Here is a 24,421-nt window from a genome sequence, read left to right on the forward strand (position 1 = left end):
AGCAGTTTGGCCTTGGCGGCAAGCTGGGCCAGCAGGTCGAGCATGCGGTTGACGCGCCGGGTCTTGAGAAGCGTGCCGAAGGCCCGCCAGAGGGTGTTGTGATCCGGGGCGCGGGACATGCCGAGGTCGGCCAGCCACTGCGGCGAGTCGCGCAGCAGTTGCTCGGCCCTGCGATAGCTGAGCTTGAGCTGCTCGCGCAGAACGAGGCAGGCGAAGAGTTGCGGGAGCGTGAAGTCGTGGCGGCTGCAGTCGCAGGAGTAGGCCGGCCAGACGCGGAGGGCCAGTTCATGGGCCTGCCGCAGGACCTTCCATGGTGATCGAGATGTTTCCATCCCGCAGCTTGTACCCACTGCATCGGCGTGGCGCTACCGAACATGCGCCGAACTTGGAGAGGGTCGAGACTGAGCCACTCCCGACCCCTTATTTTTATCCGCGGAAAAGACTCCCGACCCCTTATTTTTATCGGACGCGGCGCGGCTGTGGCCGCTTAACCCGCGGACTTTGACGGCCGAAATCAATCGTGGGGGATACCGCTGCACGGCGGCGGCGGGCGCCCGGCGTGTGCAAGATCGCCGCCGGGCAGAACCGCCACATTCTGAGTCCTGGCCGGACAGGCCGGATCAAGTACCGGGAAGTGTGTTTCGGGAACGCTCAGCATGGCAGTCAGATCGGATCGCATGGTCAGATGGGTGTTGCTGGCGGCGCTGGCGGGGCTGGTGCCGCTGGCGGGGGCCGGCGAGTGGATCCGTCGCGCCACCGACGCCCGTTTCAACCTCCTCGCCGAAGCATCGACATGGCACCCGCAGTTGCAGGCGGCGCTGGAGTCGGCCCAGCGGCAGGTCTGGCTTGCAGCAATGGCCGGGGCGAGCCTGATGCTGCTTGAGCTGGGACTGCTGTCGTGGGGTTACATCGCGCTGCGGCGGTACCTGCGCCGTCACGAAGCCCAGGACGAGGCGCTGCGTGAATCGGAATGGTTTGCCCGATCGACGGTAGACGCGCTTTCCGCGCAGATCGCCATTCTGGACAGCTCGGGAACGATCCTGGCGGTGAACCGGGCGTGGCGGGAGTTCAGCGGCGGGCTGGGTCAACCAATCGTGGGGCGTTCGTCAGAAGGAACCAACTACCTGGCGATGTGCGATGCAGCCGCGGGAGCGATGCGCAATGGCTCGGCGGGTGGCGACAGTGGACCGAGCCTGAGCGCGGACTCCGCGGCAGCTCCTCGCAGCATTGCGACCAGCGGCACGGATGCGGCGGCAATGTCGGCGATCGCCTCGGGCATCCGCGCCGTGGCGACGGGCCAGCGTGGCGAGGCGTACGCGGAATACCAGCTCATGGTCAACGGCGAGCGGCGATGGTACCAGTGCCGGATCACGCGCTTCCCGGGCAACAGCAAGGTTCGAATCGTAATGTCGCATGAGGACATCACGGCGCGCAAGCTGGCGGAAGAAGCCGCCGAAGACGCCAAGCGCGTCGCCGACGCCGCCAATCAGGCCAAAAGCGCCTTTCTGGCGAACATGAGCCACGAGATCCGCACGCCGATGACGGCGATTCTCGGCTATGCCGATCTGCTGCTGGATCCGAACCAGCCGGTCGAGGAGCGGGCACGCTGCGTGCAGATCATCCGTCGCAACGGTGAGCATCTGCTGGGACTGATCAACGACGTGCTGGACATCTCGAAGATCGAGGCGGACATGTGCCGCGTCGAGCTGGTGGTGTGCGACCTGCGGCAACTGCTGGCCGACGTGGTGGCGCTGACGCGCGTCAAGGCGATCCAGAAAGGGTTGAACTACCGGGTGGTGATCGACGGCCCGGTTCCCAGGGAGATCCGCACCGATCCACTGCGGCTGAAACAGATTTTGGTGAATCTGGTTGGCAATGCGATCAAGTTCACCAGCCAGGGTGGGGTGTACCTGCGTGTGTCGTGCCAGGATCGTCTGATCGGAAGCACGATTCATTTCGACGTTCTTGACACGGGCATCGGCATGACGCGCGAGCAGCAGAGCAAGCTGTTCCGGGCATTCACGCAGGCCGACGAGAGCACGACGCGGCGGTTCGGGGGCACGGGTCTGGGGCTGGTGATCAGCAAGCGGCTGGCGCAACTGCTGGGAGGGGACATCACGGTGCAGTCGCAGCCGGCGGTGGGCACGTGCTTCTCGGTGTGGGTGGATGCCGGGCCACTGGGCAGCGTGCGGATGCTGTATGGGCTGGATGAATCGGATCTGGTCGCCGACGCGACTTCCGCGCCCGCGACTGTGCCGGCGCAGCGGTTCGAGGGAACGGTGCTGCTGGCGGAAGACGGAGAAGACAACCAGCAACTCATCTCGCTTTTGCTGCGGAACATGGGGGTGGAGGTTGTGCTGGCGCACAATGGCCGGGTGGCGGTGGAGCAGGCGTCGGCCAGGCGGTTCGACCTGATCCTGATGGACATGCAGATGCCCGAGCTGGACGGCTATGGCGCCACGCGGCAGCTTCGCCAGCATGGATATGACGCGCCGATCGTGGCGTTGACCGCCAACGCGATGGCGGACGATCGGGCCAAGTGTCTGGCGGCCGGATGCGACGAATACCTGTCAAAGCCGGTGCGTCTGGAGCAACTGGCGCGAATGTTGTCGCGATATTTGAAGCCGCGCGAGCAGGCCGAGCCGTCGGCCGTCGGCGACCGGCGCACGGCAGACGCGCCTGCACCTGCGACATCCGGCCAGGATGGAATGCTGGTCAGCAGCCTTGAGGGCAACGAGCGGTTCCGCGAAGTGCTGGAGCGGTTCGTGTCGCGTCTGCCGGAGCGAGTGGAACAGATTACCCGCCTGATGCAGCAGCGTGACCTGGAGCAACTGGCGCGCGCGGTTCATCAGGTGAAGGGGGCGGCTGGCGGATACGGATTTGCGGCGATTTCGGAGGCGGCGTGGCGCGCCGAGCAGTGCATCAAGACGTCTCGCAGCCTCGAGGAAATCGCCGCCGAGGTGCAGAAGCTCGTGTCGCTGGTGCGACGGGTGAAGGGGTTTGCGGATCCTGAGCCGACCAAAGCCCAGGCTTCGCTGGTCGAGCCCGCGGTCGTGGAAAAGGCAAACGCGACGACGACTTCGACGCGGCTGTTGCCCGGGTCTGCAAGCATGTCCTGTGGTGAGCCGGCTCAACTGGAGCCATCTGCGACCAAGCTGCGGGTGGATCCGCTCACCGGGTTGCCCAATCAGATCTACCTGGCCGAACGGTTGTCGGCGGAGGTTTCGCTGGCCAGGCGCTGTGGCTCACCACTGGCGTGTATTGTGCTCGAGATCGGCAACTTTGCGACGCTGTCGGCATCGCAGTCGCCTGAAACGATGGGGGCAGTGCTGAAGCGGATCGCCGGGGTACTGTCGGCCCGTTGCGGCGGAGACTACCGGCTGTTCAAGCTGGAAGGCGGGCGATTCGTGGTGGTGATGCCTGAAACAGCGGCTTCGGCGGCGGAGCAGTTCGCGTCGCAGCTTCGGGAGCTGGTGGCCGGCAGCAGCCTGATGGATCTGCTCGGGACGCAGCCGGTCGAGTGCGTCACAGGCATCGCGGAACTCGGTCTGCGAACCGTCTGTGGGATATCGCTGCTGAATGAGGCGATCAAGGCGCTGGAGGCGGCGGTGGAGAAGCACGATCAGCGCACCAGCCACAGCGACAGGAACATCACCAGCCAGACGGCGTCGAGAAAGTGCCAGTACAGCGCGGCGTGACGAACGGGGGCGTGGTGCTCGTGGTCGTAGCGGTTGTGCCAGGCGCCGCGAATGAGCACGCCAGCGGCAACAAGCCCGCCGAGCACGTGCACAGCGTGCAGCAGCACCAGAAAGAAGACCAGGCCATAAAGCGTAGCGGCGGCGCCTGCGCCCGGAGCGGCGTCCAGGGGCATGGGCGACGCGGCGGCGAGCGAGCGAAGCTGGGCGTGGCGATGAAGGAGCTGGATGATGGCCGGCGCCTGGACCGCCACGAACGCAACGGCCAGCCCCGTCGCCGTCAGTAGCGCCATGCGAAAGGCGCGCTGTCGCTCGCGTCGGACGGCGGCCAGTGCCTGCTGCATCGCCAGGCTTGACCCCAGCAACAACAGCGTACTGACCCAAAGCAGCCATGGCAGCCGCAGTGTCGCCGTCGCGCTGGCGGTGGTCGCGGCTTCGTCCCTGAGCCGAAGCCGGATCAGGAAATAGCCCAGCAGGCTGGAGGCGAAGAGCATCGCCAGCGCCGCCAGGAACAGCCACATGCCGATGGTGGCGGATCGGGGAGGGACCGGGTACAGGGGCTTGGCAGACATGTAGAGAGATTGAACGCGCCAGTCACGGCGGGATTGCGTCGTGCCGTGACTGGCGGATGTTACGGCGCGCCGGCGCGGATCGGTGGAGTGTAGTTGATCCTGTATTCCTTGGAGTCCAGCACGACGCTGCCGACGAACAGGGCGACGAAGAACAGCGCCGCGATGAGCACGATCGCATTGAAGGGACTGTCCCAGCGCAGATGCATGAAGTACAGCGCCACCAGCGCGCCCTTGATCACCGCGATCAGCAGGGCCAGCCAGATGTTGAACGCGCCCAGGTCGATCCAGGTGGCGGCGACGGTGATGAAGGTGAGCAGCATCAATGCGGCGAAGACCGCCAGCAGCACGCGCAGCGGCACGGGATGCGCCAGGGGGTGCGGGTGTGCCTCGCCGTGGTTCTGCGAATGGGCCAGAGGTTGTGCTGCGTGCTCAGCCATGGTCCGCAATCCTCAATGAATCAGGTACAACAGGGGGAACAGGAAGATCCAGATCAGGTCCACCAGGTGCCAGTAGAGTCCGACCAGATCGACGGGGGTGAAATAGTCTGGCCCGAACACGCCGCGAGTGGATCGCACCAGTACCCAGGCGATCAGCCCCATGCCAACCAGCACGTGCAGTCCGTGAAGCCCGGTCATCATGAAGTAGACGCTGAAGAAGGTGTTGACTCGGGCCTGGTCCAGCGCGCCAAGCTGCGAGCGTGTGACGTGGCGGGAGCGTGCGGCGGCGATCTGCTGCTGTGACAGGCCGATGGGCGCGATGAATGCTGGCTTGATTTTGGGTTCGTCAGGTGTGCCGGCCAGCGGGTCGTCGTAGCGCCAGACCAGCGCAGGCGCCGTGGTCGGCGAAGTTGAGTTCGGTTGATGCGACCCTGCCGTCGCGGGCGACGGCGACTCGTGCGGCACGTGTTCCAGGACGGGATGTTCCAGCGCGGCCAGATCTTCAGGCGGGGGTATCTCGCCGGCGAAGGCGGGGTTGAAGACGTTGTATTTGCCGGGGAACAGATGATGCTGCCATTTGGTGTGGTATTCGACAGCCTTGATCACCATGAATGTTGCCCCGCCCAGCAGCGTCAGGGCCAGGCAAATGACCAGGGCCGCGGTCTTGCCGAGCTGGGCATACCGCACGGCCATGGCCATGGTCAGGCTCGACGTGATCAGCACCATGGTGTTGATCCCGCCCCAGAAGGTGCTCAGCGCCTGATGGGCGAACATGAACACATCAGGATGGCTGTAGCGATACACGCCGTAGGCGCAGAAAAGCCCGCCGAACATCAGGATTTCCGTGCCCAGAAAGACCCACATGCCGAGCTTGGCCGAGCTGTACTGCTGCTCGGGTGAGTCGAAATGATGGGCCAGGTGCGGCGGATGCGCGTGCGGCTGGTCCTGGCTGGGCTGAGGGACGGAAGCTGGGACTGCTGCTGCTTGGCTCATATCGATGTCGAGGCCTCAGTCACGGGCTTTGATGGATCAGTGAGCATGAACACGTCTGGGCCGGGGCGACTCCTGAATCACCCACCCCTGGATCGACGCATCGTATTTCCAGTTCTCAAGCTGATAGGGGTCGGAGACTTCAGGCTGAACCTTGAAATTGTCATGCGGCGGCGGTGAGGGCGCGTGCCATTCGAGCGTGTTGGCGCCCCATGGATTGGCCGGCGCGCGCCGTCCGCGGCGCAGCGAATTGATCCAGTTGGCCAGCACCATGAACAGCGAGATCGCCATCAGGTATGCGCCGATCGAGGAGATCACGTGATAGGTCTGGTACTCGACAGGGTAGCTGGCGTAGCGACGCGGCATGCCGTGACTTCCGGCGACGAACTGCGGGAAGAACGTGACGTTGAAGCCGATGAACAGCAGGATCGCGGCGATGCGACCCAGGCGATCGTCGAACATCCGCCCGGTGATTTTCGGCCACCAGTGATACATCCCGCCAAGAAACGCGAACAGGACGCTGCCGACCATGACGTAGTGGAAGTGGGCGACGATGAAATACGTGTCGTGAACGTGCACATCGACCGCCAGTGCGCCCAGGAAAAGCCCGGTTAATCCACCCAGGGTGAACAGCATGATGAACCCCAGGGCGTAAATCATGGGAGTGTTGAGGCGAATGGAACCCTTGTAGAGGGTGGAGCACCAGTTGAAGACCTTGATCGCCGAGGGAATCGCCACGCTGAACGTCAGCAGGCTGAAGATGGCATTGCCGAGTCCCGATTGGCCGCTGGTGAACATGTGATGTCCCCAGACCAGAAACGAGAGCAGTGCGATGGCGATCGAGGACAGGGCGATGAAGTTGTAGCCGAAGATGTGCTTTCGGCTGTGGGTGCTGACCAGCTCGCTGATTACGCCCATGGCCGGCAGGATCATGATGTAGACCGCCGGGTGGGAATAGAACCAGAAGAAGTGCTGCATGAGGATCGGATCGCCGCCGTAGTTGGGGTCGAAGATGCCGACCTGAAGCACGCGTTCGACGGCGATCAGGAGCAGGGTGATGGCCAGCACCGGGGTAGCCAGGATCTGAATGATGCTGGTAGCGTAAAGCGCCCAGAGGAACAGGGGCATGCGGAACCAGTACATGCCCTTTGGGCGCAACGTGTGCATGGAGGCGATGAAGTTGACGCCGGTCAGGATCGAGGAAAAACCGAGTGTGAAGGCGCCGAGCACGGCGGGCACGACGCCGGTCATGGTCTTGGTGGTGGAGTAGGGCGTGTAGAAGGTCCAGCCGGTATCCAGCCCAAATCCACCGGGTAATCGCACGCCCGTGGCGGCATAGACCACGCCGCTGAACAGCACATACAGGAAGAAGATCGTTCCGAGCAGGAAGATGTGGTAGCTGAGCAGGTTGAGCCGGGGGAAGGCCACGTCCTTTGCGCCCAGCATCATCGGCAGGACAAAGTTGCCCAGGATGGCCGGGATACCCGGGATGACAAACAGAAAGACCATCACCGCTCCGTGGAGCGTGAACATGTTGTTGTACAGGTTCCACGCTTCCTCTGGCTTGGAGCGAAGGGTCGGCCCGGGGGTGAACAGCTCGGTGCGGACCGCCATCGCGAACACGCCGCCGAGGAAAAATGCGAACAGGATCGTCACCATGTAGAGGATGGCGATCCGCTTGTGATCCAGAGTGAACAGCCAGGACATGATTCCCTGGCCGTGGGTGAGGTAGTTGTCGCCCGAAGCGGACGGCTGGCCGTGCTGCAACGGCATGCCGGTCGAGATGGGCGGATTGATTGCCGACATTCGCTACTGCTCCTGCGGTTTGGTACTGCTCGGATTCGCCATGTTGCCTGAGCCGCTGTGGTGTACGCTGATCGTTTTCAGGTAGGCGATGATCGCGCTGACATCGCGATCCTTCAGCGTTGCCTTATACGAGGGCATCACCGCGGCAAAACCCTGGACGATCCTGGCGTTGGGTTCGTACAGCGACTCGCGAATGTAGTTCTCATCCACCTGCACGGTGGAACCGTCGGCGAGCTTCTCCTGCCGGCCGAACAGATCCTTGAGCGTCGGTCCCGTGCGGGCCGTGCCATCGACGGAGTGACACTGCGTGCAGCCGCGGGTTTCATACAGCATTCTTCCGCCTTCGGCGGGGGTCATTCGGCGTTCCCAGTTGGCGGCGTCTTCCAGCCACCGCTCGAAATCCTGCGCGTCGTGGACGATGACTTTCGTGAGCATCTGTGAGTGCCCCTGCCCACAGTACTCAGCGCAGTACAGGTCGAACACTCCCTGCTGTGTGGCCTGGAACCAGGCGCGGTTGTACCGCCCGGGCACCGCATCGCGCTTGAGGCGGAACTGGGGGATGTACAGGCTGTGAATCACGTCCTGCGACTGAAGCACGAGTCGCACGGGCCGATTCACCGGCACGTGAAGCTCGGTATCGACGTGCCCGTTGGGATAGATGAAAGACCAGGCCCACATCTTGGCATCGACGTTGATCTCATAAGCATCGGGCGGGGCGACGGACATGTGCAAATACCCGCGGAATCCGAAATAGAAGATCATCAGGACCAGCACCGTGGGGATGATGGTCCAGGTCAGCTCCAGCGCGGTGTTGTGGGCCGGGGCATCTTCGGCATCCGGGCGCTGGGGACGGTAGCGGTATTTGATCACAAACGCGACCACCAGAGCCGAGACCAGCGCCAGGAAGATCACGGTGATCCAGAAGACGAAATAGAACAGCCCGTCGACGCTGCCTGCGACGGTGGAGGCAGCGGGGGGCATCCAGAAGCTGCCGCCGGTCGCGGGCATCGACGCGGGCGCGGCAGCCGTCGTCGCGACAGTTGTCGGCGCGGTCGTGGGGGAAGTTTGAGCGAGGAACCAGATCATGTGTTTTCGCTTCGGGCGCCCGCTGAAGCGGGCAAGCCGTCATGGTGCGCTTGCAAATCGCGGCGGGCGCGATGCTCCTTTACGAACAGACGGATCAGCACGGTTGCCAGAATGATCACTGTCAGCGCGCCGCCCAGACGCATCAATCCGACCGCGGCGAGCGTGTACTTGCCGGCCGTGGCGTCATACTGGAAGCAGAGCATCAGCACCTGATCCATTGCAGTGCCGATCCTGCCCTGCGAGGCTTCGACCAGCGACAGCCGCAGCGTCTGCTCGGGGAACTTCACGCCGTACAGGTAACGCGAAACGCGTCCCTCGGGCGTGAGGATGATGATCGCCGCCGGATGGGAAAACTGCTGGCTGTCTTCAAGCCACTTGTACTTGAATCCGACGGCGGCGGTGACGGCGCTGATCGCCGAGCGGGCGCCCGTGAGGAAATGCCATCCATCCCCGGCCCCCGGACGGTCGTATTGGCGGGCAAAGGCCTGCTTTTTCCTGTAGGCGTCGGTGGTGGTTTCGCGCTGGTCGAAACTGATGTTGATGACGGTGAAGTCCGAGCCGATTGACAGATCCAGCTCGCGCATCGACTCGAGCATCCCCTGCGAGACCAGATCACACAGCATCGGGCAGCCGAAGTATCCGAGCTGGAGCACCGCCGGCTTGCCAGGCTTAAGGCAGTCGCGCAGCGTCACGCGCTTGCCCATCTCGTTGGTGAAGTACACATCCATGGGGAGCTGGGCGTCGAGTCGCTCTTCGATGCCGACGTCCTTCATTCCTTCAGGCAGCGGCTGCCGCGGAACCTCGACCCGAGGCGCGTTTCCGGAGAAGCCGCCCAGCGGGGGCGACTGGGCGAGCGCACCGGAACCGGCCAGCGACGCCAGCAGCACGCCGACCAACAGCACGCCGAAGATGTATGCTTTGGGCGATTGCATGGGATTTCATCCCGCGGGCTGTGTTGCCGGCCGCTCCTGCGGTTTGGTTGCCGGCAGCTTGCCCTGGTTGCGGATCAGCAGCTTCATGGCATCGTCAATGGGGATCGCAACAACCTGCTTGTCGCGATCGACCCAGCGATAGCTGCTGATCTTAGCCCGCTGATCGGCCTGAAGGTCAACCAGTTCCCGGTAGACCGCGCCGGCGCTTTTGCGTTCCAGCTCGTCGCGTTCCTCGCTCATGTACCACGCCTGGAGTCCGATCGTCGCCACGATCACCATCAGCCCGGAGATCGCTCCGATCGTGATGATCAGTTGTGAATCGACGTCTTCGCGAAATGCCATCGTTTCTAGCTCCAACAGCTCAGATGTTCTGGAACACCAGCGCCTCGTGCAGGCGTGGGTCGGCCACGGGCCGCACGGCATGCCGCATCGCAAGTCGCAGCGTGCTGGCGGCAAAAATCCCGCCGATGCCCAGGAAACAGGCGATTTCCATGACTCCAAAATAGACCCGGGGGTGCTGCGGGCTGATCTCCGGCATGACGATCCAGAACAGGTCGATCCAGTGGAACACCAGCAGCCACACCGCCCAGAACGCCAGCGCCTTCTTGTTACGCTTCACATGCCGCGAGAGCAGTGCGGCAAAGGGGATCAGCAGATGTCCCGCCAGCAGCAGCAGGGAGACGATCCTCCAGTCGGCCGGGTCGGTGGGCACGCTCGACGCTCCGCGGCGGGCGAACCACCCGGTCGTCTCGGGGATGTTCGCGTACCACAGCAACATGTACTGGCTGAAGGCGATGTAGCCCCAGAAGAACGTGAAGGCGAACAGGAACTTGCCCAGGTCGTGGAAGTGTTCAACCGTGACGCTGTTGGCCAGGTAGCCGAACCGCTGGAGCAGGACCACCAGCAGAATCAGGCTGGCGAAGATGCCCACCGCGCAGCCTGCGAAAAAGTAGACGCCGAAGATCGTGCTGAACCAGCTCGGGTCCAGCGACATCAGCAGATCGAACGACGCGAAGGTGAGCGTGAGGATGCTGATCAGGATCGCCGGCGCGGAGTATCGCTCCATCCGTATGGTCAGCTCGACGTCGCCACTGCGGTCCTGCTCAACCGACGTTCGCCAATACCACCAGCCGATCCAGGACCAGATCGCAAAGTAAACCAGCAATCGCAGCAGGAAGAAGGCCGGATTAAGATAGGGACGTTTTTCCAGGGTTAAGGCATCGAGCCCCGCCGTCGCGGACGGCGCAGTTGAGTGCGATTCGGACTGGTGCGATGCTTCGCCGTGCGCCGGCTGGGCCGGCAAGGGCGGCAAGGAAGGCTCACTGGCCGCAGGGTTTTGATGTGCGGCATGCGACACCGGCTGCGCCCAGCGATAGAGGCTGCCGTCCATCAGGATCACCGACACCACGATCGGCGCCGACAGCGCCGCCAGAATCGGGAACGTGGCGGCGAGGGTCTCGGCCAGGCGCCGCACGCTCACGCTCCAGCCTGCCCGGCTCACGTGCTGAACCAGCACGAACAGCAGCGCCCCCAGGGCGATGCTGAGGAAAAACGCATAGCTGATCAGGTAGGCGAAGAAGAATCGCCGGTATCCCTGCTCGGCGAACGCGCCCAGGACGATCGCCAGCGCCATCGCGATCCCGCCAATGAAAAGGGCGGCGGAATAGGCGCGGCGGAAGCCGGGCCCCAGGTCCAGCGGTTCGGAAGTTGTCGGCGTGTGATGCGTTGCCATGTCTCGCTTCATCGACCTTCTGCCGGTCCGCTTTGCGCGGGTTGCGCCGATTGGAGCCGATCAGCCGCCACCCACGCCGGCGCGTTCTGGCTCAACTGAAGCGCCCGCAGATACGCCACAATCGCCCATCGATCCGCCGGATCCTGGATCTGGGCGCCGTACCCGGCCATGTTGCGGATTCCGTTCGTGATGGTGTTGTACAGATGTCCGTCCGGTCGGGCGCGGACGCTGTCAGCATGGAGGCTGGCGGCGGGAACCCACTTGGGCTCCTGCCGCGCCACGGCGCGATTGTTGATCGGGCCATTTCCATAGCCGTCCAGTCCGTGGCACGTGGCGCAATAGATGTTGTAACGCTGCTGACCTCGCATCAGCAGTTGCTCGTCGAGCTTGATCTGCGGCGGCAGCGAGTCGAAGAAGACCACGTTGTAACGCCCGGTTGCAGGATCCAGCACCCGCTTGTAGCCGCGGTAGAAGTGATCGTCCTCCTGAAGTTTGCCGCGGGCGACGGTGCCTGGGATTGGCAGACGCATGGCTCGACCGTCGGCAAACACCGGGCTGTCGTCCTGGGGCCGGAATTTCGGCTGTATATCCATGTCCTGAACCAGGTGAACGCGCGGCTGATCGGTACGGTCTACCCTGGCGCGTGCGAACACCACCAGCGGAATCCAGGTCGCTACGACCAGAATCAGAAACCCCGCCACCATCCAGAAGGGCGGACGAGGCAACTCGCCGCTGCGCCGCATCGAGCCGAGCCGTACGCGGCGGTCTTGCGGGCCGCGTTGCGGTGTCGGCGGCGAGGGCGGCGTTCCTGCGGGCGTCTGCTCGGACATGGCGATGCTTACTCCTCGATCCACTCCACGGCGGTAGCCCCGAGATTCAGCAGCATTTGCTCGGTCTGATCCCGGTCGAAATTCGGATCCGATGCATCGATCACCACAAAAAAGCGGTCATTGGTCACGCGGCGGAACCGCCGGCTGCGGAACAGCGGGTTGTACAGGTGCGGCAGACGGTTCAACCCCAGCATGCCGAACACCGCCGTCAGCGCCGCCAGCAGCACCCCCAGCTCGAACGTCACCGGCACCCACGCCGGCACGCTCAGCAGCGGTTTGCCGCTGATGAAGAACGGGTAATCGAAGGCGTTGGTGAACCACTGAAGCGCCAGCCCGCCAACCACACCTGTCAGACCTCCGCCCAGCACCAGCCAGGGCAGGATGGTCGGGCGGATGCCCATCGCCTCGTCCATGCCGTGAACCGGGAAGGGGGTGTGGACATCCCAGCGGTCGAAGCCCGCGTCGCGGAGGTACCGGGCGGCCTGCATGACCGAGTCCACGTCCGCGAACTCCGCCAGCATGCCGGCCAGTACAAAATCGCGTGGCGGCTGCGCCGGTTGCTCCCGCACGACCTGTTCTTGGGTTTCCACGGACATCGTCTCACTCACGCCAATCTGCGGCCAAAAGCAAATCCGCAATCCTCAGAATCGGGTTCCGCGCGCCCGGCTCGTGCCGCCGTGCTCGTCGGGCTGATAGTCGAAGCGGTGCAGGTCCTTGGCCTGCGGGTGCTTCTCGGGATGCGCGTGGGCCTCGGGCATCACGGTCTTGACTTCCGCCATCGCCACCATCGGCAGATACCGGCAGAACAGCAGAAAGCAGGTGAAGAACAACCCGAAGCTGCCGGCGAACATGCCCAGGTCAACCCAGGTCGGCCAGTAGCTGCCCCAGCTCGACGGCAGAAAATCGCGCGTCAGGGAAATCACGATGATCACGAACCGCTCGAACCACATGCCGACGTTCACGCACATCGCCACGAAGAACAGCACGCTCAGGTTGTGCCGCAGTCGTCGGCTCCACAGCAGTTGCGGCGCCACGACGTTGCAGAACATCATCAGCATCCATGCCCAGGAGTAAGGCCCCAGGGCGCGATTCATGAAGGCGAATCGCTCCCAGTGCACGCCGCTGTACCAGGCGATGAAGAACTCGATCATGTAGGCGTAGCCGACGATCAGCCCGGTGGCCAGCAGCACCTTGGCCATGTTGTCCAGGTGCCGGAGTGTGATCAGGTCCTTGAGCCCGAAGAACTGCCGCGCCGGGATCAGCAATGTCATGACCATTGCGAATCCGCCGAACACGGCGCCGGCGACGAAGTAGGGCGGGAAGATGGTCGTGTGCCAGCCGGGCAGTTGCGAGACGGCGAAGTCGAAGGAGACGACGCTGTGCACGGAGAGCACCAGAGGCGTGGCCAGCGCCGCCAGAATCAGGTACGCCCGCTCAAAGCGATGCCAGTGCCGGCTGGATCCGGTCCAGCCGAGCGCCAGGATGCCGTAGATGATCTGCCTGACTCTCGTGGGCGCGCGATCGCGCAGCGTCGCCAGATCCGGGACCATCCCGACGTACCAGAACAGCAGCGAGACGGTCGCGTAGGTGCCGACCGCGAACACGTCCCAAAGCAGCGGGGAGCGGAACTGCGGCCACATGCCCATCTGGTTGGGCAGCGGGAACAGCCAGTACGCCAGCCACGCCCGACCCACGTGCAGCGCCGGAAACAGCCCGGCGCACATGACCGCGAAGATCGTCATCGCCTCGGCGGAGCGATTGATGCTCGTCCGCCAGTTCTGACGCAGCAAGAACAGGATCGCGCTGATGAGCGTTCCCGCGTGGCCGATGCCCACCCAGAACACAAAGTTGACGATGTCGAATGCCCAGGAGACCGGCTGATTGTTTCCCCACACGCCCACGCCAGTCAGCAGCAGGTACGCCACCGTCAGACCCAGAAGCCCCAGCAGACCCAGCGAGATCGCGAAGGCGATGTACCAGCCGATTGGGGGCTTGCGGAAGGCGATGGCAGTGACAGTCTCGGTGACTTCGTTGAATCCCTTGCCGCGCAGGACCAGTGGCGCGCGCTGGCGGGGATCGTCGCCGCGGTTGTCGATGTCCTCGGGCAGATTCAGAACAGAAGTTGTCGCTGAAAGCGAGCTCATTACTCGATCCTGTGTCGCGGGCATCTGGCCCGTGCTTGTATCGCCGACAAGGGCGAGACGCCCGTGATACAAGCTAGTGGTTCTCCTCCGTGGTCGCGGGGTTGCGCAACAGTGCCAGGTGCCTGGTCCGCGGGCGAGTGTTCAGGTCTTCAAGCACGGAATACGCCCGCGGGTTCTGGTGCAGCTTCGTCACCGCCGCGTCCCTGTCGTTCAGGTTGCCGAACACGATCGCCTCGGTTGGGCAGGCCTGCTGACACGCCGTGACCACGTCAAAATCCCTGATCTCCTCTCCGGCGTTTCGTTTGGCAATCGAGGTATTGTGGATGCGCTGCACGCAGAAGGTGCACTTTTCCATCACGCCGCGCATTCGCACCGTGACCTCGGGGTTGAACACCATCTGTTTGATCTTGTCGATCGACTCGCGCTGCTGAGTGTCCGGCATTCCCAGCCACGGCGCGGGGAACCGCCCGCCGCGAGGGTCGCGGCTGTGCCAGTCGAAGTAGTTGAACCTCCGTACCTTGTACGGGCAGTTGTTCGAGCAATACCGCGTGCCGATGCAGCGGTTGTAGACCATCGTATTCAGGCCTTCGGTATCGTGCACGGTCGCCGCGACCGGGCACACCTGCTCGCACGGCGCGTTCTCGCAGTGCACGCACATCATCGGCTGGAAGACCACCTCGGGGTTGGGATCATCCCCCTCGCCCTTGAAGTAACGGTCGATCCGAAGCCAGTGCATCTCGCGGTTGACCAGCACCTGCTCCTTGCCCACGATCGGCACGTTGTTTTCCGACTGGCAGGCGACGACGCACGCGTTGCACCCGATGCACGCGGTCATGTCGATGGCCATGCCCCAGGCACGCGGCTCATCGAAGCTGTGCGGCGGCTGGAAGAGCTGAAGCGAGACGCTGTGATGCTGCCCATGGTGCGGCGCGTGCGGGTCGTTTTGATACTGCTCAAGCGTGGCCTCACGAATGATCTTGCCACTGTGCCCCTTCTGGCCGACGCGCGCCTCGCGAGCTCTCATCCCCACCGGATCGATGATGTGGTGCTCGACGGTCGAGGCAAGCTGGTACTTCGCGCCGGTCTTCTGCACAGCCGTGGCCGGTGCGTGATGCATCGCCGCCGCGCTGCGCAGCGTGTAGGTGTTGAACCCCAAGCCACTGCCGATGTTCCCCGCCGCCCATCGCCCGTATCCCAGCGGCAGGCCAATGACTCCGACTGGCTGGCCTGGCAGGATGAAGGCTGCGATCTCCAGCGTCCGGCCGGCCAGGTCGATGCGGATCACGTCGTCATTGTCCACGCCCAGCGCGTCGGCGTCGCGCTTGCTCAGCAGCGCCGCGTTGTCCCACGTCAGCTTGCTCAGTGCATCGGGCAATTCCTGGAGCCATCCGTTGTTCGCAAACCGGCCATCATAGATGCGCGTGTCGGGCTGGAACCGAAGCTCCAATCCACCTGCGCCGGGCGACTCGCCAGTTGCCGCAGCGACCATCGCAGTCGCCGGTGGTTGAACGTTCGCAGAAACGTTGACTGCCGGGAACGCGCTGCCCGCCAGCAAGCCGTCATGCAACACCCGCCGGTACTCCAGGTCCGAATCTTCGCGGAGCAGGCTGCCGATGGTCCGGCGGACGATCGTCTGCCCATCCACGACCGTATCGGCGGCCAGCATGGCCATCAGCTCGATGATCGACTTGCCATCAAACAGCGGCAGGATCAGTGGCTGCTGCACGCTGACGGTCCCATCCCAGGCTCGCGCATCGCCCCAGCACTCCAGGTAGTGCGCCCGTGGCAGGTGCCACTTGCACTTCAGTGACGTCTCATCCTCATAGAGGCTGAGATGGAAACTGTTCGGCACCGACGCCAGTGCCTCGCCGAAGTTCAGGTCGGCCGGCGCGTCGTATGCCGGGTTGCCTCCGAGGATCGCCAGGGTCTTGATGGCGCCGCCATGCATCTGCTCGAGGAGCTGCGTGATCGTGCCGGCGTCGTTTTGCGGCTCCGCCAGCAGCACGAGGGTGTTGCCGATCGCCCCGATGGCCGCATTGATCGCGTAGACCTGTGCGTGGGTCTGCGGCGGCAGGTTGGGTCCCGCGACAACCAGGCCGTTGCCGCGCTTCAGATCCGCGGCGGCGCGTTCGACAAATGCCGCTTCATCGGCGGCCAGCCCCGCCACTTCGCCACCGCCGATGACCCGCGCCGCCAACGCCGCAACCAGCAGGGAAAGTCGCGACGGGCGAATGGGCAACCGCTCGTCGGCCACCGCGCCGGTGGTGCTCAGCCGCGACTCGACCATGTACACGCGGCTCATTCCCCGCCCCTCGTCGGCACTCTTGCGCCGCTTGACCCAGTCGTTGGCGTAACGGACATGAGCCGGGTGCAGCCCCAGCACGTCGGCGTCAAAGAGCACGACGGTGTCGGCCTTTTCCAGATGCAGGCGCGGACGCACGGCCTGGCCGAACGCCAGCTTCGATCCGGCAATCTCGTTTTCCCGGGAGATCGGCTCGTATTCAAACCACTGCGCCCGCGGAAACACCTGCCGCAGCCGATCCCGCATGGCCAGAAAGCTGGGGCTCAGCGACGGCTCGGCCAGAATCGCCAGCCCCTGACCATCCGTGCCCCGCAGCGGCAGCAGAACTTTGGCCGTGAATTCTTCCCAGCTTGAAGCCCTGGGCTGCTGGCCGGTTCGATCGACCACTGGCCGATTCCGGTCCGGGTCGTACAGCTCCAGTACGCTGGCCTGGGCGAATGCGTCGGCGGATCCGAGCTTGCCATTGAACGTCTGCGACCACGGATGCGAGGGGTTGCCCTCGACCTTGATGGGCCGGCCGTCGTAGGTCGTAACCAGCAGCGGCTGCGCCACGCCACTGATTTCAAAAACAGTCGCGTACTGCTCGGGGATTCCAGGGATCCGCTCGCGCGGGTTGCTGGTGTACGGCGCCAGATGCTCCCTGGGCCAGCGACGACAGCCGCCCAGCGTCAGCCCCGCCAGCGCCATTGACGCCGCCATCAGCTTCACGAAACGTCGGCGCGACATTGACATCATCTGGTCCGGATCGTACCCGGGGAACTCCCGTGAGATCCGCTCCAGTGTTTGCGGGCTCTGCGCGAGCTGATTCAGGCTTTGCCAGTGTTCAGGGCCGGACATATTGGTCAGTGTTCAGTGGTCAATGGTCAGTTGCCAGTTTTCCATCCCGGTTCTCGCGGTCCCCGGCCACCTGGTCACCGACCACTTTCCTCACCGATGACACGTCGAACAACTCTCCATGTAATGTCGATCGCGGATACCGTACTGCTGCTTCAGTTGCCGACCCAGGGCGAGCTGATCGCCTCCGGGCGGGCTGTAGTTCATGTTCGTGATTTCGCTCACAGGTCGCAGGTACTTTTCAGGCTCGCGGTGGCAGTCAAGACACCAGGACATGCTCAGCGGCTTGGCCTGGTACACCACGTCCATCTGGTCGATTCGCCCGTGGCACGTGACGCACCCAATGCCCTTGTTCACGTGTGCCGAGTGATTGAAATAGGCGTAATCTGGCAGGTCGTGCACCTTGACCCAGTTGACGGGCTTGCCACTCTGCCAGCTTTCGTAAAGAGGCTTGAGGGTGGCGGCGGGGTTACCGGCGGGGTCGGGACGTTGAATATTGGTGTGGCAGTTCATGCAGGTCTGGGTTGCGGGAACCGCCGCAAACCCCGCCTGCTCGACGGTATTGTGACAATACCGGCAATCCATCCCCAGCTCGCCGGCGTGAAGAGCGTGACTGAACGGAACCGGCTGAGTTGGCTGATAGCCGACATCGGTGGTCTTGGGTGAACCGCCAAACCCAACAACCGTCGGCAGATACAAACCAGCCCCACCGACCAGAATCAGAATCGCCGGCAGCGCGTAGTTGGCCCAGCGGGGAAATACGAACATTGGCGGGGTCTGATGGGCTTGGTCATCCATGCGGCAACCGGCTGACAGAATGCGCTGACTGAAAGCGACTGAATATCAGCCGCAACAAGCCGAGCAGTCAACGCGCAAACCTGCGGCATATCGTCGCAGGTTTGCTGCCGGCGCGGCCCGCTCCACCCCGGCACTGTCGCCAATCTACTCTGTCCCCGCGACTTGGCAACAAGCTGCGGGCGGCCCGACAGCCGCGCAGGCATCCGCCCCATCGGCCTTCGCCGCTGCGCGCGGCAAAGTCACTCTGGCGCCACGTATCCCTTCGGGCCGCCCATCGCCATGAACTTGCGATACACCACGATCAACACCGCCAGCGCGCTGAACGCGAGGATCGAACTGGCCAGGTAGGTCAGGCGATAGTTGTTGTGCGTCCTGTCCAGGATGTACCCCATCGCCACGCTCGTGATCATCGTCGCGATCGATGTGACCACCGCCGACGCCGCGAGGAACTGAGCGAACTTCAGTCTCGGCAGAAGCAGCGGCGCCAGCGCACCGGACGCCGACAGGTAGAACCCCGCCACCACCATGTGCCCGAAGACCGCCCACCCGAACGACCAGGGAGATCGGATGAACAAGGCGCCGAGCATGAGGGTGACGGCGTACATGCCCATGGTGACCATCGACACCCGCAGCACATGAAACCGGTCCACAAGCATCCCAATCGGGAACGCCACCAGAAACCCACAAAAGTGGTTCACCGCCTTGATCTTGCCGTAGGTTTCCAGGTCCATCCCAAGGCTCTTCATGTACCAGGGACTGAAGGCATTGACGGGGACTGCGCACAGCGCTCCAAGCGTCAGCGCCGCGATCACCCAACGGTAATACGATCTGCTGAAGCACAGAACGATGTACTCGCGAACTCTGGGCGGAAAGCACAACCACAACGCCCGAGCCAGCGCCGCCAGCTTTGGCCGTGAACGCGGCGCGAGCCACAACTCCGCGATCGCGCGACGAAGCTCGTGCCACCACGTCGCACCAGTGCGAATCACGTCCGGCGGCGGGGGATACGCTCCTTCTTTTACCGCGAAACACATCGCCATGAACGTTACGAAGAATATCGCGGCCAAAATGAGGAACAGCAGCCTGAAGTGCGATTCGAAGTAACGGTAGACTCCATAGTTGATGACAATTCCGCAAATCAGGCTGATCATGCGAATGAGGCTGAAAGTGCGACCCATGACCGGGCGGGGAACCACGTCGTTGATCAGTCCCGTGTAGGCCATGCCCGTCGTCACCGTCGCGATCTGGTAGAGCGCCGAGCAGACGCCGAAGACGATCAGCGCATGGTTCACGTTCGCCAGAGGTCCGGAGCCAGCAAGCGCGCGAAGCTTGTCTCCCAGTTCCGGCGTGAACGCGATTCCGATCATTCCCAGCGTCGCGATCGGAATGGCCACCAGCAGGAACGGGATTCGCCTGCCCCATCGGCTGCGAAACCGGTCCGACCTGTAACTGATCGCCGGGCCAAACAGCACGACGATGGCGGTGGAAACCACGACCGTCAGAAACGCCAGCGCCGTATTGGAGGCCCCCAGCCGGCGCAGCAGCAGGCTGGTGGCATCGCCCGCAGCGCGATCGCGCAGCGACAGGCCCACCTGCGCCAGCAGCAGCCAGAAGATCACCAGCGCCAGCCCGCCGGTGGTGTAGGTCAAGGATCCAATCGTCCACAGCCTGTCAGAGGCTGCGCCACGGCTCAACGTGTACTCCAACGGAATGGCTGGCGAGGCGGATACGAGCTTCGGCAGCGAAGCACCGCCTCGCAGGAGTTTGTTGAGTCTGGCGTTCACGCGAAGAGCCGAGACTTCATTCCGGCGCCACGTAGTGCCTTGGCCCACCAAGGGCCATGAACTTCCGGTGGACAACCGACATCACCGCCAAGGTGATCGCCGCCAGGGCAAAGCCAATCACGTAGGTCAACCGGTAGTTCTTGCCGGTCTTGTCCAGGATGATGCCCACGATCGGGCTGCTGACGATGATGGACAGCGATGAGAGCACCAGCGCCGCCGACCAGTACTGGGCGAACTTCAATCGCGGCAGAAGCATCTGCGCCAGCGCGCCCGACGCGGACAGATAGGTTCCGGAAATCACCATGTGGGCGAACATGGCGCAGCCGAAGGTGAACGGATCGCGGATCAGGATGCTGCCGAGCAGCAGGGTGATGGCGTAGGCAGCGACCGTCGCCATCGAAACGCGCAGAGGATGAAAACGGTCGGCGAGCACCCCGATCGGATATGCCAGCAGGAAACCCGTCAGATGATTCGCCGCCATGATCTTGCCATACGTGGCCATGTCCATGTTCAGGCTCTTGGCAAAGAAGATGCTGAACCAGTTGACCGGCCCGCTCATCAGCCCAGCCAGCGCCATCGCCGCAAAGACCCACAGGTAGTAAGGCTTGCTGAAGCATTCGCGGCAATACACGCCGACGGCGGCGAAGAACCCGCCGGCACGATGGTCGGCGGCCATCTGCTCAGGCGGCGGATAGTTGCCTTCCCTGACCATCAGGCACATCAGCACCAGCGGGATACCCGAGACCAGCGCGAAGGAAATGAAGATCGCCTGAAAGTGTGCCTCGACGTGACCGAGAATCAGGTAGTTGAAGGTGATGCCGGCGATCAGGCTGATCATGCGGAACGCCGACATGAAGCGGCCCAGGATCGAGCGGGGCAGCACATCGTTGACCAGCCCGGTCAGGCCGATATTTCCGCAGACCAGCCCGAAATGAAAACACGCCCAGAACACGCCGAACACGATGAGCGGCGAAGCCGTTTCTCCGGGCGAGTAGCTTCCCATCGCTGCGTGCAGGGCGCGCCCCAGTTGCGGACAGAACGCCACGCCAACCAGCGCCAGCATCGTGATGGGCGCGGCCAGGAACAGAAACGGAATCCGCCGGCCCCAGCGACTGCGATAGCGGTCAGACCAGTAGCCGATGATCGGGCTGAAGATCATCGCAATGGCCTGCGGCATCGAGACGTTGAGCGATGCCACGACGGTGCTCGTCGCGTCAAGATGCTTCAGCAGCAGGTTGGCCGAGTTGGTGAATCCCCTGTCCCGATACGACACGCCCGCATAGCCCAGCAGCAGCCAGAAAATCACCAGCGCCAGGCCTGCGGTGGTGTATGAGAGCGTGCCTGCCTGCCAGCGACGGTTCGGTTGCGATGGTGTCTGGTAGTCCAGCGCCACCGCAGCGCTTGCCGCCTGCCGCGCCGGCGCCGCTGGGATCTGCACGCCGCAATGCGGGCAGAAGCTGCTGTGGGGACTGTCGATCGGCTGAGAACAGTGCGGACAGGTTGAAGCGGCCAGTGTCATGTGAAAAGCCTCGCATCGCTCACATCATGCTCACCGCCGCCTGCTCGCTCCACACCCGATCTGCGTTGGACAGGATCTGGCGTTGCCGCGGGGTTGCGGCGGCCAGCGTCCGCGGCAGGGGGGCATAGCCTTCCCACACGCCCGCCTCGCGCCGACCGAAGTTCATGATGATTGTCTTTCGCGTCTTGTTCGACAGGTTCGGCCGGCCGTTGTGCAGCAGCGCCTCGTTGAAAATGATTACATCGCCAGCCCGCACATCGTTGAAGACATGCTGTCCCGGCAGGTCGATACGGTCTTTGGTGTCGATCTGGAACGCGGCGCGGTGCGAACCGGGGATCACCACGAACTCGCCCTCGCCCGGGCCGACGTCCGTCATGCAGTAGAAGACCTTGACCATGGGGCAGTGGAACTGCCCGTCGATCACGTAGCCACTCGGGTGCGCGCGCACGCCGCGATGCCACTGCCCGCCCTGGTAGCCCGGATAGGTGTAGTAGAGATCGTTGTCAATGTGGCGGTAGTCATGCCCCAGCAGTTCCACCAGGATCGGTTGCACGACGGGATGATCCAGGAATGCGGTAAAGCGAGGATCGGCATCGAGCACGCGCGACACCGGACGGTTGAGCTGATGCTTGATCCGTGATGGATCGTCGGCGTTGAGCGCCTTCACATCCGTCTTTTCCGCCTCGGTGATCCACTGACGATACAACTCAACCTCCTCTTGCGGCAGCGCGCCGCGCAGATGCAGATAGCCGCAAACGTCAAACTCGAAACGCTGATCCGGTGTGAGGGCCATGATCTTCGCCGGCTCCTGTGCTACGGGACATGATCGTCGATTCGCCGCGCGCCCAAGGTTGGTCGGCTGGGGGTGCGGCGAGGCGTCGGAGGGACTGAACTGCGCGAGGACCCGGGTTCTGCTTGTCGCTCCTCCGCCGAACGCAATTGCTGGAATCTACCCCTGCCCGAAGGCATCGGCAAGAACGAACCGGGCGTAAAACTTCGGGTGCGAAGCCCGAACCGGTCGCCACACCGCTGGCGTCGTGACAGCCAATTGCCGGAAACTAAAATCCGGAATATGAAAACTGTGGCGCGTGCGCCGGCTCGGATTGACCCGGCGGGGGGTGGGACGGATGCCCCGCCATACTCGATCGAATACGGCGGCTGCGTCGTGAACTTCGCCGTCGCCCGATACAGCTACGCGCAGCTTCAATGGCTGCCGCCGGGCTCGGGTGCACACCTGTATTCACTGGACCTGAAACAGGGCGACTGGGCGCCCAACGTCGCGAGCCTGCGGGCCAATGGCAGGCTCGACTTTGTCAAGGGTTTTGCAAGGCGGCTGCTTCAGGGATGGGATGACTTTCTACTGGTCACGCAGTCGGACATCCCCGTGCGCAGCGGCCTGGGCGGCAGCGGCGCGATGGGCGCGGCGCTGACCGCCGCGTGCCTCAGGGCCACCAACCGCGCTGCCCAGCAGACCGAGATCGCCATCCTCGCTAACGAGATCGAGCGGAAAGACCTGGGTCTGGCCGGGGGAAACCAGGATTCCTTCGGCGCCGCCATCGGCGGAGCCAAGAAGGTCGTGTTGCACAAGGGCGGCGGCACAACCTGTCACCGGCTGCGCCTCAAGCCCGAGCTGCTCCGCCAGCTCGAACGCGATCTGCTGCTGATCTATACCGGCGGAATCCACCTGTCGGCCACCATTCACGAGGACATCAAGCGTTCCTACGCCATGCCCGATTCCCCGACGATCGCCGCGATGGATGGGCTAAAGCAGGCTGCGTACGCGATGGCCGACGCGCTGGAAGCCGGCGATCTGGACGGCTTCGCCACCGCCTTGAACCAGTCCAGGAAAAACCACTACGCACTGCATCCCAGTTGCGACAGCGATACGCTTCGCGCCTATTTCGACAGGCTCGATCCGTTCATTTTTGGCGGCAAGACGTGCGGCGCCGGCGGCGGAGGGTTCATCGTCGTCTTCTCGCGCCCGGGACACAAACAACATTGCGTGCTGGCCGCAGAGTCCCTGGGCGGCACTGTCTGGCCGTTCAAAATGGATCACGAGGGCGTGGTGGCCTGGGAAGAAGCCGATTGGCCCACTGCCGTGCTCGGCGAGCTGTGCGCGCTGGCCAGATCGCCGCAGGCATGATCGGTTTGCTCAATCAGTCGGCATGCTCACGGTCGCGGAGTTGCCGGATCGCGGGCTGCTCGGGGCGTACGGATCCTGCCGGGGATCCAGCGGCTCTTCGGGTTTCTCAAACGCGAAAGTCTGCCCGTTCAGCGATGCATCTGCCATCAGGCCTCCACGCGGCATCGCGAACACCGCCACGCCGTTGTGATACCGCGTGGTGGCCGAGCATCCTTCGGTCAGGGCCACAGCGGTGGCTTCGGCGCCGAACTGGATATCGTCGCCGTCCTTGAATCGTTCCAGCTCGCGGGTGTGCTCAAAGACCAGCAGCAGGGCGAAGGTGCGAGCGCCGATCACTCCGCCGACCGAACCCTGCGTGACCTTGGCATAGCCCAGCAGATTGCCATTGGCGTCAAAGACCGCGCCGCGGCCGAAGGCGCCGCCCACGATCAGCCCCCCCTTGCCGACGTTGGGGAAGACCGCGTAGCCGGCCGATCCGTCCAGGAATCGCCCAAGGTCCGAGTCGCGCTCCTTCATCAGCTTCAGGGCGGTGCGTGACTCATCCACCAGCGCTGAACGCTGGGCGCGGGTATTGGGCGCGGTGGCGCAGCCGCCGAGTCCGCACAGTCCCGCCAGCATCAGCACAACCCCCGCCAGGCTCATCAGGCGATTCGAAGTTCGCAGCATGGCACTTTCCCATCCGGCGAAGCCAACCCACCGCACGCGTGCGCCGCAATTGTCCGCATGCGGCAACAGACCTTCCCCTGCGCCCAAATCGGCCAGGACCGGCGGCAACTTAACCCGCTGATGCCACAAGGAGCCGGATTATCGCCCCCGT

Annotated in this window: 19 protein-coding genes and 1 pseudogene; 2 read left to right on the forward strand and 18 right to left on the reverse strand. The window is 63.7% G+C overall.

The window, feature by feature from the left end:
* Positions 1–104 precede the first annotated feature (104 nt).
* Positions 105–332: pseudogene (locus ACQS5P_RS20375) on the reverse strand (hypothetical protein); the annotation flags it as partial.
* A 324-nt stretch (positions 333–656) separates the two neighbouring features.
* Between ACQS5P_RS20375 and ACQS5P_RS20380 the strand changes: the two are divergent.
* Positions 657–3,698, forward strand: a complete 3,042-nt coding sequence (locus ACQS5P_RS20380) for an ATP-binding protein (RefSeq protein ID WP_428938460.1) — start codon at positions 657–659, stop codon at positions 3,696–3,698.
* Here ACQS5P_RS20380 and ACQS5P_RS20385 read toward each other — a convergent pair.
* The 16 genes from ACQS5P_RS20385 to ACQS5P_RS20460 form a co-directional block, all read right to left on the reverse strand.
* The gene (locus ACQS5P_RS20385; RefSeq protein ID WP_428938461.1) at positions 3,623–4,267 is read right to left on the reverse strand and encodes a cytochrome c oxidase subunit 3; all 645 of its coding nucleotides are present in this window, start codon (positions 4,265–4,267) and stop codon (positions 3,623–3,625) included. The genes ACQS5P_RS20380 and ACQS5P_RS20385 overlap by 76 nt on opposite strands.
* Before the next feature lie 59 nt (positions 4,268–4,326).
* Entirely contained in the window at positions 4,327–4,704 is a 378-nt protein-coding gene (locus ACQS5P_RS20390) for a cytochrome C oxidase subunit IV family protein (RefSeq protein ID WP_428938462.1), read from the reverse strand.
* Positions 4,705–4,716: 12 nt separating this feature from the next.
* The gene (locus ACQS5P_RS20395) at positions 4,717–5,697 is read right to left on the reverse strand and encodes a cytochrome c oxidase subunit 3 family protein (RefSeq protein WP_428938463.1); all 981 of its coding nucleotides are present in this window, start codon (positions 5,695–5,697) and stop codon (positions 4,717–4,719) included.
* 36 nt (positions 5,698–5,733) lie between these two features.
* A complete protein-coding gene (locus ACQS5P_RS20400; RefSeq protein ID WP_428941049.1) occupies positions 5,734–7,467 on the reverse strand; it encodes a cytochrome c oxidase subunit I in 1,734 nt (577 codons plus the stop codon).
* A 36-nt stretch (positions 7,468–7,503) separates the two neighbouring features.
* Positions 7,504–8,508 carry a cytochrome c oxidase subunit II gene (gene coxB, locus ACQS5P_RS20405; protein WP_428938464.1) on the reverse strand — a complete coding sequence of 335 codons (1,005 nt, stop codon included), beginning with the start codon at positions 8,506–8,508 and terminating at the stop codon, positions 7,504–7,506.
* A 74-nt stretch (positions 8,509–8,582) separates the two neighbouring features.
* The gene (locus tag ACQS5P_RS20410) at positions 8,583–9,518 is read right to left on the reverse strand and encodes an SCO family protein (protein WP_428938465.1); all 936 of its coding nucleotides are present in this window, start codon (positions 9,516–9,518) and stop codon (positions 8,583–8,585) included.
* A gap of 6 nt (positions 9,519–9,524) precedes the next feature.
* Positions 9,525–9,860, reverse strand: coding sequence for a hypothetical protein (locus tag ACQS5P_RS20415; RefSeq protein ID WP_428938466.1), 336 nt, complete (start codon positions 9,858–9,860; stop codon positions 9,525–9,527).
* Between the two features lie 19 nt (positions 9,861–9,879).
* Complete coding sequence (locus ACQS5P_RS20420; RefSeq protein WP_428938467.1) at positions 9,880–11,250, reverse strand: quinol:cytochrome C oxidoreductase; 1,371 nt, start codon at positions 11,248–11,250, stop codon at positions 9,880–9,882.
* Positions 11,251–11,258: 8 nt separating this feature from the next.
* On the reverse strand, positions 11,259–12,080 hold the full coding sequence (locus tag ACQS5P_RS20425) for a c-type cytochrome (protein WP_428938468.1): 822 nt from the start codon (positions 12,078–12,080) through the stop codon (positions 11,259–11,261).
* An 8-nt stretch (positions 12,081–12,088) separates the two neighbouring features.
* The gene (locus tag ACQS5P_RS20430; protein ID WP_428938469.1) at positions 12,089–12,676 is read right to left on the reverse strand and encodes a DUF3341 domain-containing protein; all 588 of its coding nucleotides are present in this window, start codon (positions 12,674–12,676) and stop codon (positions 12,089–12,091) included.
* Between the two features lie 45 nt (positions 12,677–12,721).
* Positions 12,722–14,224: an NrfD/PsrC family molybdoenzyme membrane anchor subunit gene (gene nrfD, locus ACQS5P_RS20435; protein WP_428938470.1), complete on the reverse strand. Its 1,503-nt coding sequence runs from the start codon at positions 14,222–14,224 to the stop codon at positions 12,722–12,724.
* Positions 14,225–14,297: 73 nt separating this feature from the next.
* On the reverse strand, positions 14,298–17,363 hold the full coding sequence (locus ACQS5P_RS20440; RefSeq protein ID WP_428938471.1) for a TAT-variant-translocated molybdopterin oxidoreductase: 3,066 nt from the start codon (positions 17,361–17,363) through the stop codon (positions 14,298–14,300).
* A 90-nt stretch (positions 17,364–17,453) separates the two neighbouring features.
* Positions 17,454–18,158, reverse strand: coding sequence for a cytochrome c3 family protein (locus tag ACQS5P_RS20445; RefSeq protein WP_428938472.1), 705 nt, complete (start codon positions 18,156–18,158; stop codon positions 17,454–17,456).
* A 239-nt stretch (positions 18,159–18,397) separates the two neighbouring features.
* Positions 18,398–19,807, reverse strand: a complete 1,410-nt coding sequence (locus tag ACQS5P_RS20450; protein ID WP_428938473.1) for an MFS transporter — start codon at positions 19,805–19,807, stop codon at positions 18,398–18,400.
* A gap of 151 nt (positions 19,808–19,958) precedes the next feature.
* Entirely contained in the window at positions 19,959–21,461 is a 1,503-nt protein-coding gene (locus ACQS5P_RS20455) for an MFS transporter (RefSeq protein ID WP_428938474.1), read from the reverse strand.
* A gap of 19 nt (positions 21,462–21,480) precedes the next feature.
* On the reverse strand, positions 21,481–22,254 hold the full coding sequence (locus ACQS5P_RS20460) for a phytanoyl-CoA dioxygenase family protein (RefSeq protein WP_428938475.1): 774 nt from the start codon (positions 22,252–22,254) through the stop codon (positions 21,481–21,483).
* 279 nt (positions 22,255–22,533) lie between these two features.
* Here ACQS5P_RS20460 and ACQS5P_RS20465 point away from each other — a divergent pair, with 279 nt between their 5' ends.
* Positions 22,534–23,604 carry a hypothetical protein gene (locus tag ACQS5P_RS20465; RefSeq protein WP_428938476.1) on the forward strand — a complete coding sequence of 357 codons (1,071 nt, stop codon included), beginning with the start codon at positions 22,534–22,536 and terminating at the stop codon, positions 23,602–23,604.
* Between the two features lie 9 nt (positions 23,605–23,613).
* On the opposite strand, the gene ACQS5P_RS20470 is transcribed toward ACQS5P_RS20465, so the two are convergent.
* Positions 23,614–24,270, reverse strand: coding sequence for a YSC84-related protein (locus ACQS5P_RS20470; protein WP_428938477.1), 657 nt, complete (start codon positions 24,268–24,270; stop codon positions 23,614–23,616).
* Between the last annotated feature and the right edge of the window lie 151 nt (positions 24,271–24,421).

The sequence above is a fragment of the Fontivita pretiosa genome (genome assembly GCF_050410795.1).
Classification (GTDB): domain Bacteria; phylum Planctomycetota; class Phycisphaerae; order Tepidisphaerales; family Tepidisphaeraceae; genus Fontivita; species Fontivita pretiosa.

Bases quoted from the DNA above. Each gene is read 5' to 3' on its own strand.
- ACQS5P_RS20445 (WP_428938472.1), bottom strand. From the start codon at position 18,158: ATGGATGACCAAGCCCATCAGACCCCGCCAATGTTCGTATTTCCCCGC.
- ACQS5P_RS20470 (WP_428938477.1), bottom strand. From the start codon at position 24,270: ATGCTGCGAACTTCGAATCGCCTGATGAGCCTGGCGGGGGTTGTGCTG.
- coxB (WP_428938464.1), bottom strand. From the start codon at position 8,508: ATGCCCGCGACCGGCGGCAGCTTCTGGATGCCCCCCGCTGCCTCCACC.
- ACQS5P_RS20400 (WP_428941049.1), bottom strand. From the start codon at position 7,467: ATGCCGTTGCAGCACGGCCAGCCGTCCGCTTCGGGCGACAACTACCTC.
- ACQS5P_RS20465 (WP_428938476.1), top strand. From the start codon at position 22,534: ATGAAAACTGTGGCGCGTGCGCCGGCTCGGATTGACCCGGCGGGGGGT.
- ACQS5P_RS20455 (WP_428938474.1), bottom strand. From the start codon at position 21,461: ATGACACTGGCCGCTTCAACCTGTCCGCACTGTTCTCAGCCGATCGAC.
- ACQS5P_RS20390 (WP_428938462.1), bottom strand. From the start codon at position 4,704: ATGGCTGAGCACGCAGCACAACCTCTGGCCCATTCGCAGAACCACGGC.
- nrfD (WP_428938470.1), bottom strand. From the start codon at position 14,224: ATGAGCTCGCTTTCAGCGACAACTTCTGTTCTGAATCTGCCCGAGGAC.
- ACQS5P_RS20410 (WP_428938465.1), bottom strand. From the start codon at position 9,518: ATGCAATCGCCCAAAGCATACATCTTCGGCGTGCTGTTGGTCGGCGTG.
- ACQS5P_RS20420 (WP_428938467.1), bottom strand. From the start codon at position 11,250: ATGGCAACGCATCACACGCCGACAACTTCCGAACCGCTGGACCTGGGG.
- ACQS5P_RS20460 (WP_428938475.1), bottom strand. From the start codon at position 22,254: ATGGCCCTCACACCGGATCAGCGTTTCGAGTTTGACGTTTGCGGCTAT.
- ACQS5P_RS20385 (WP_428938461.1), bottom strand. From the start codon at position 4,267: ATGTCTGCCAAGCCCCTGTACCCGGTCCCTCCCCGATCCGCCACCATC.
- ACQS5P_RS20430 (WP_428938469.1), bottom strand. From the start codon at position 12,676: ATGTCCGTGGAAACCCAAGAACAGGTCGTGCGGGAGCAACCGGCGCAG.
- ACQS5P_RS20415 (WP_428938466.1), bottom strand. From the start codon at position 9,860: ATGGCATTTCGCGAAGACGTCGATTCACAACTGATCATCACGATCGGA.
- ACQS5P_RS20380 (WP_428938460.1), top strand. From the start codon at position 657: ATGGCAGTCAGATCGGATCGCATGGTCAGATGGGTGTTGCTGGCGGCG.
- ACQS5P_RS20425 (WP_428938468.1), bottom strand. From the start codon at position 12,080: ATGTCCGAGCAGACGCCCGCAGGAACGCCGCCCTCGCCGCCGACACCG.
- ACQS5P_RS20395 (WP_428938463.1), bottom strand. From the start codon at position 5,697: ATGAGCCAAGCAGCAGCAGTCCCAGCTTCCGTCCCTCAGCCCAGCCAG.
- ACQS5P_RS20440 (WP_428938471.1), bottom strand. From the start codon at position 17,363: ATGTCCGGCCCTGAACACTGGCAAAGCCTGAATCAGCTCGCGCAGAGC.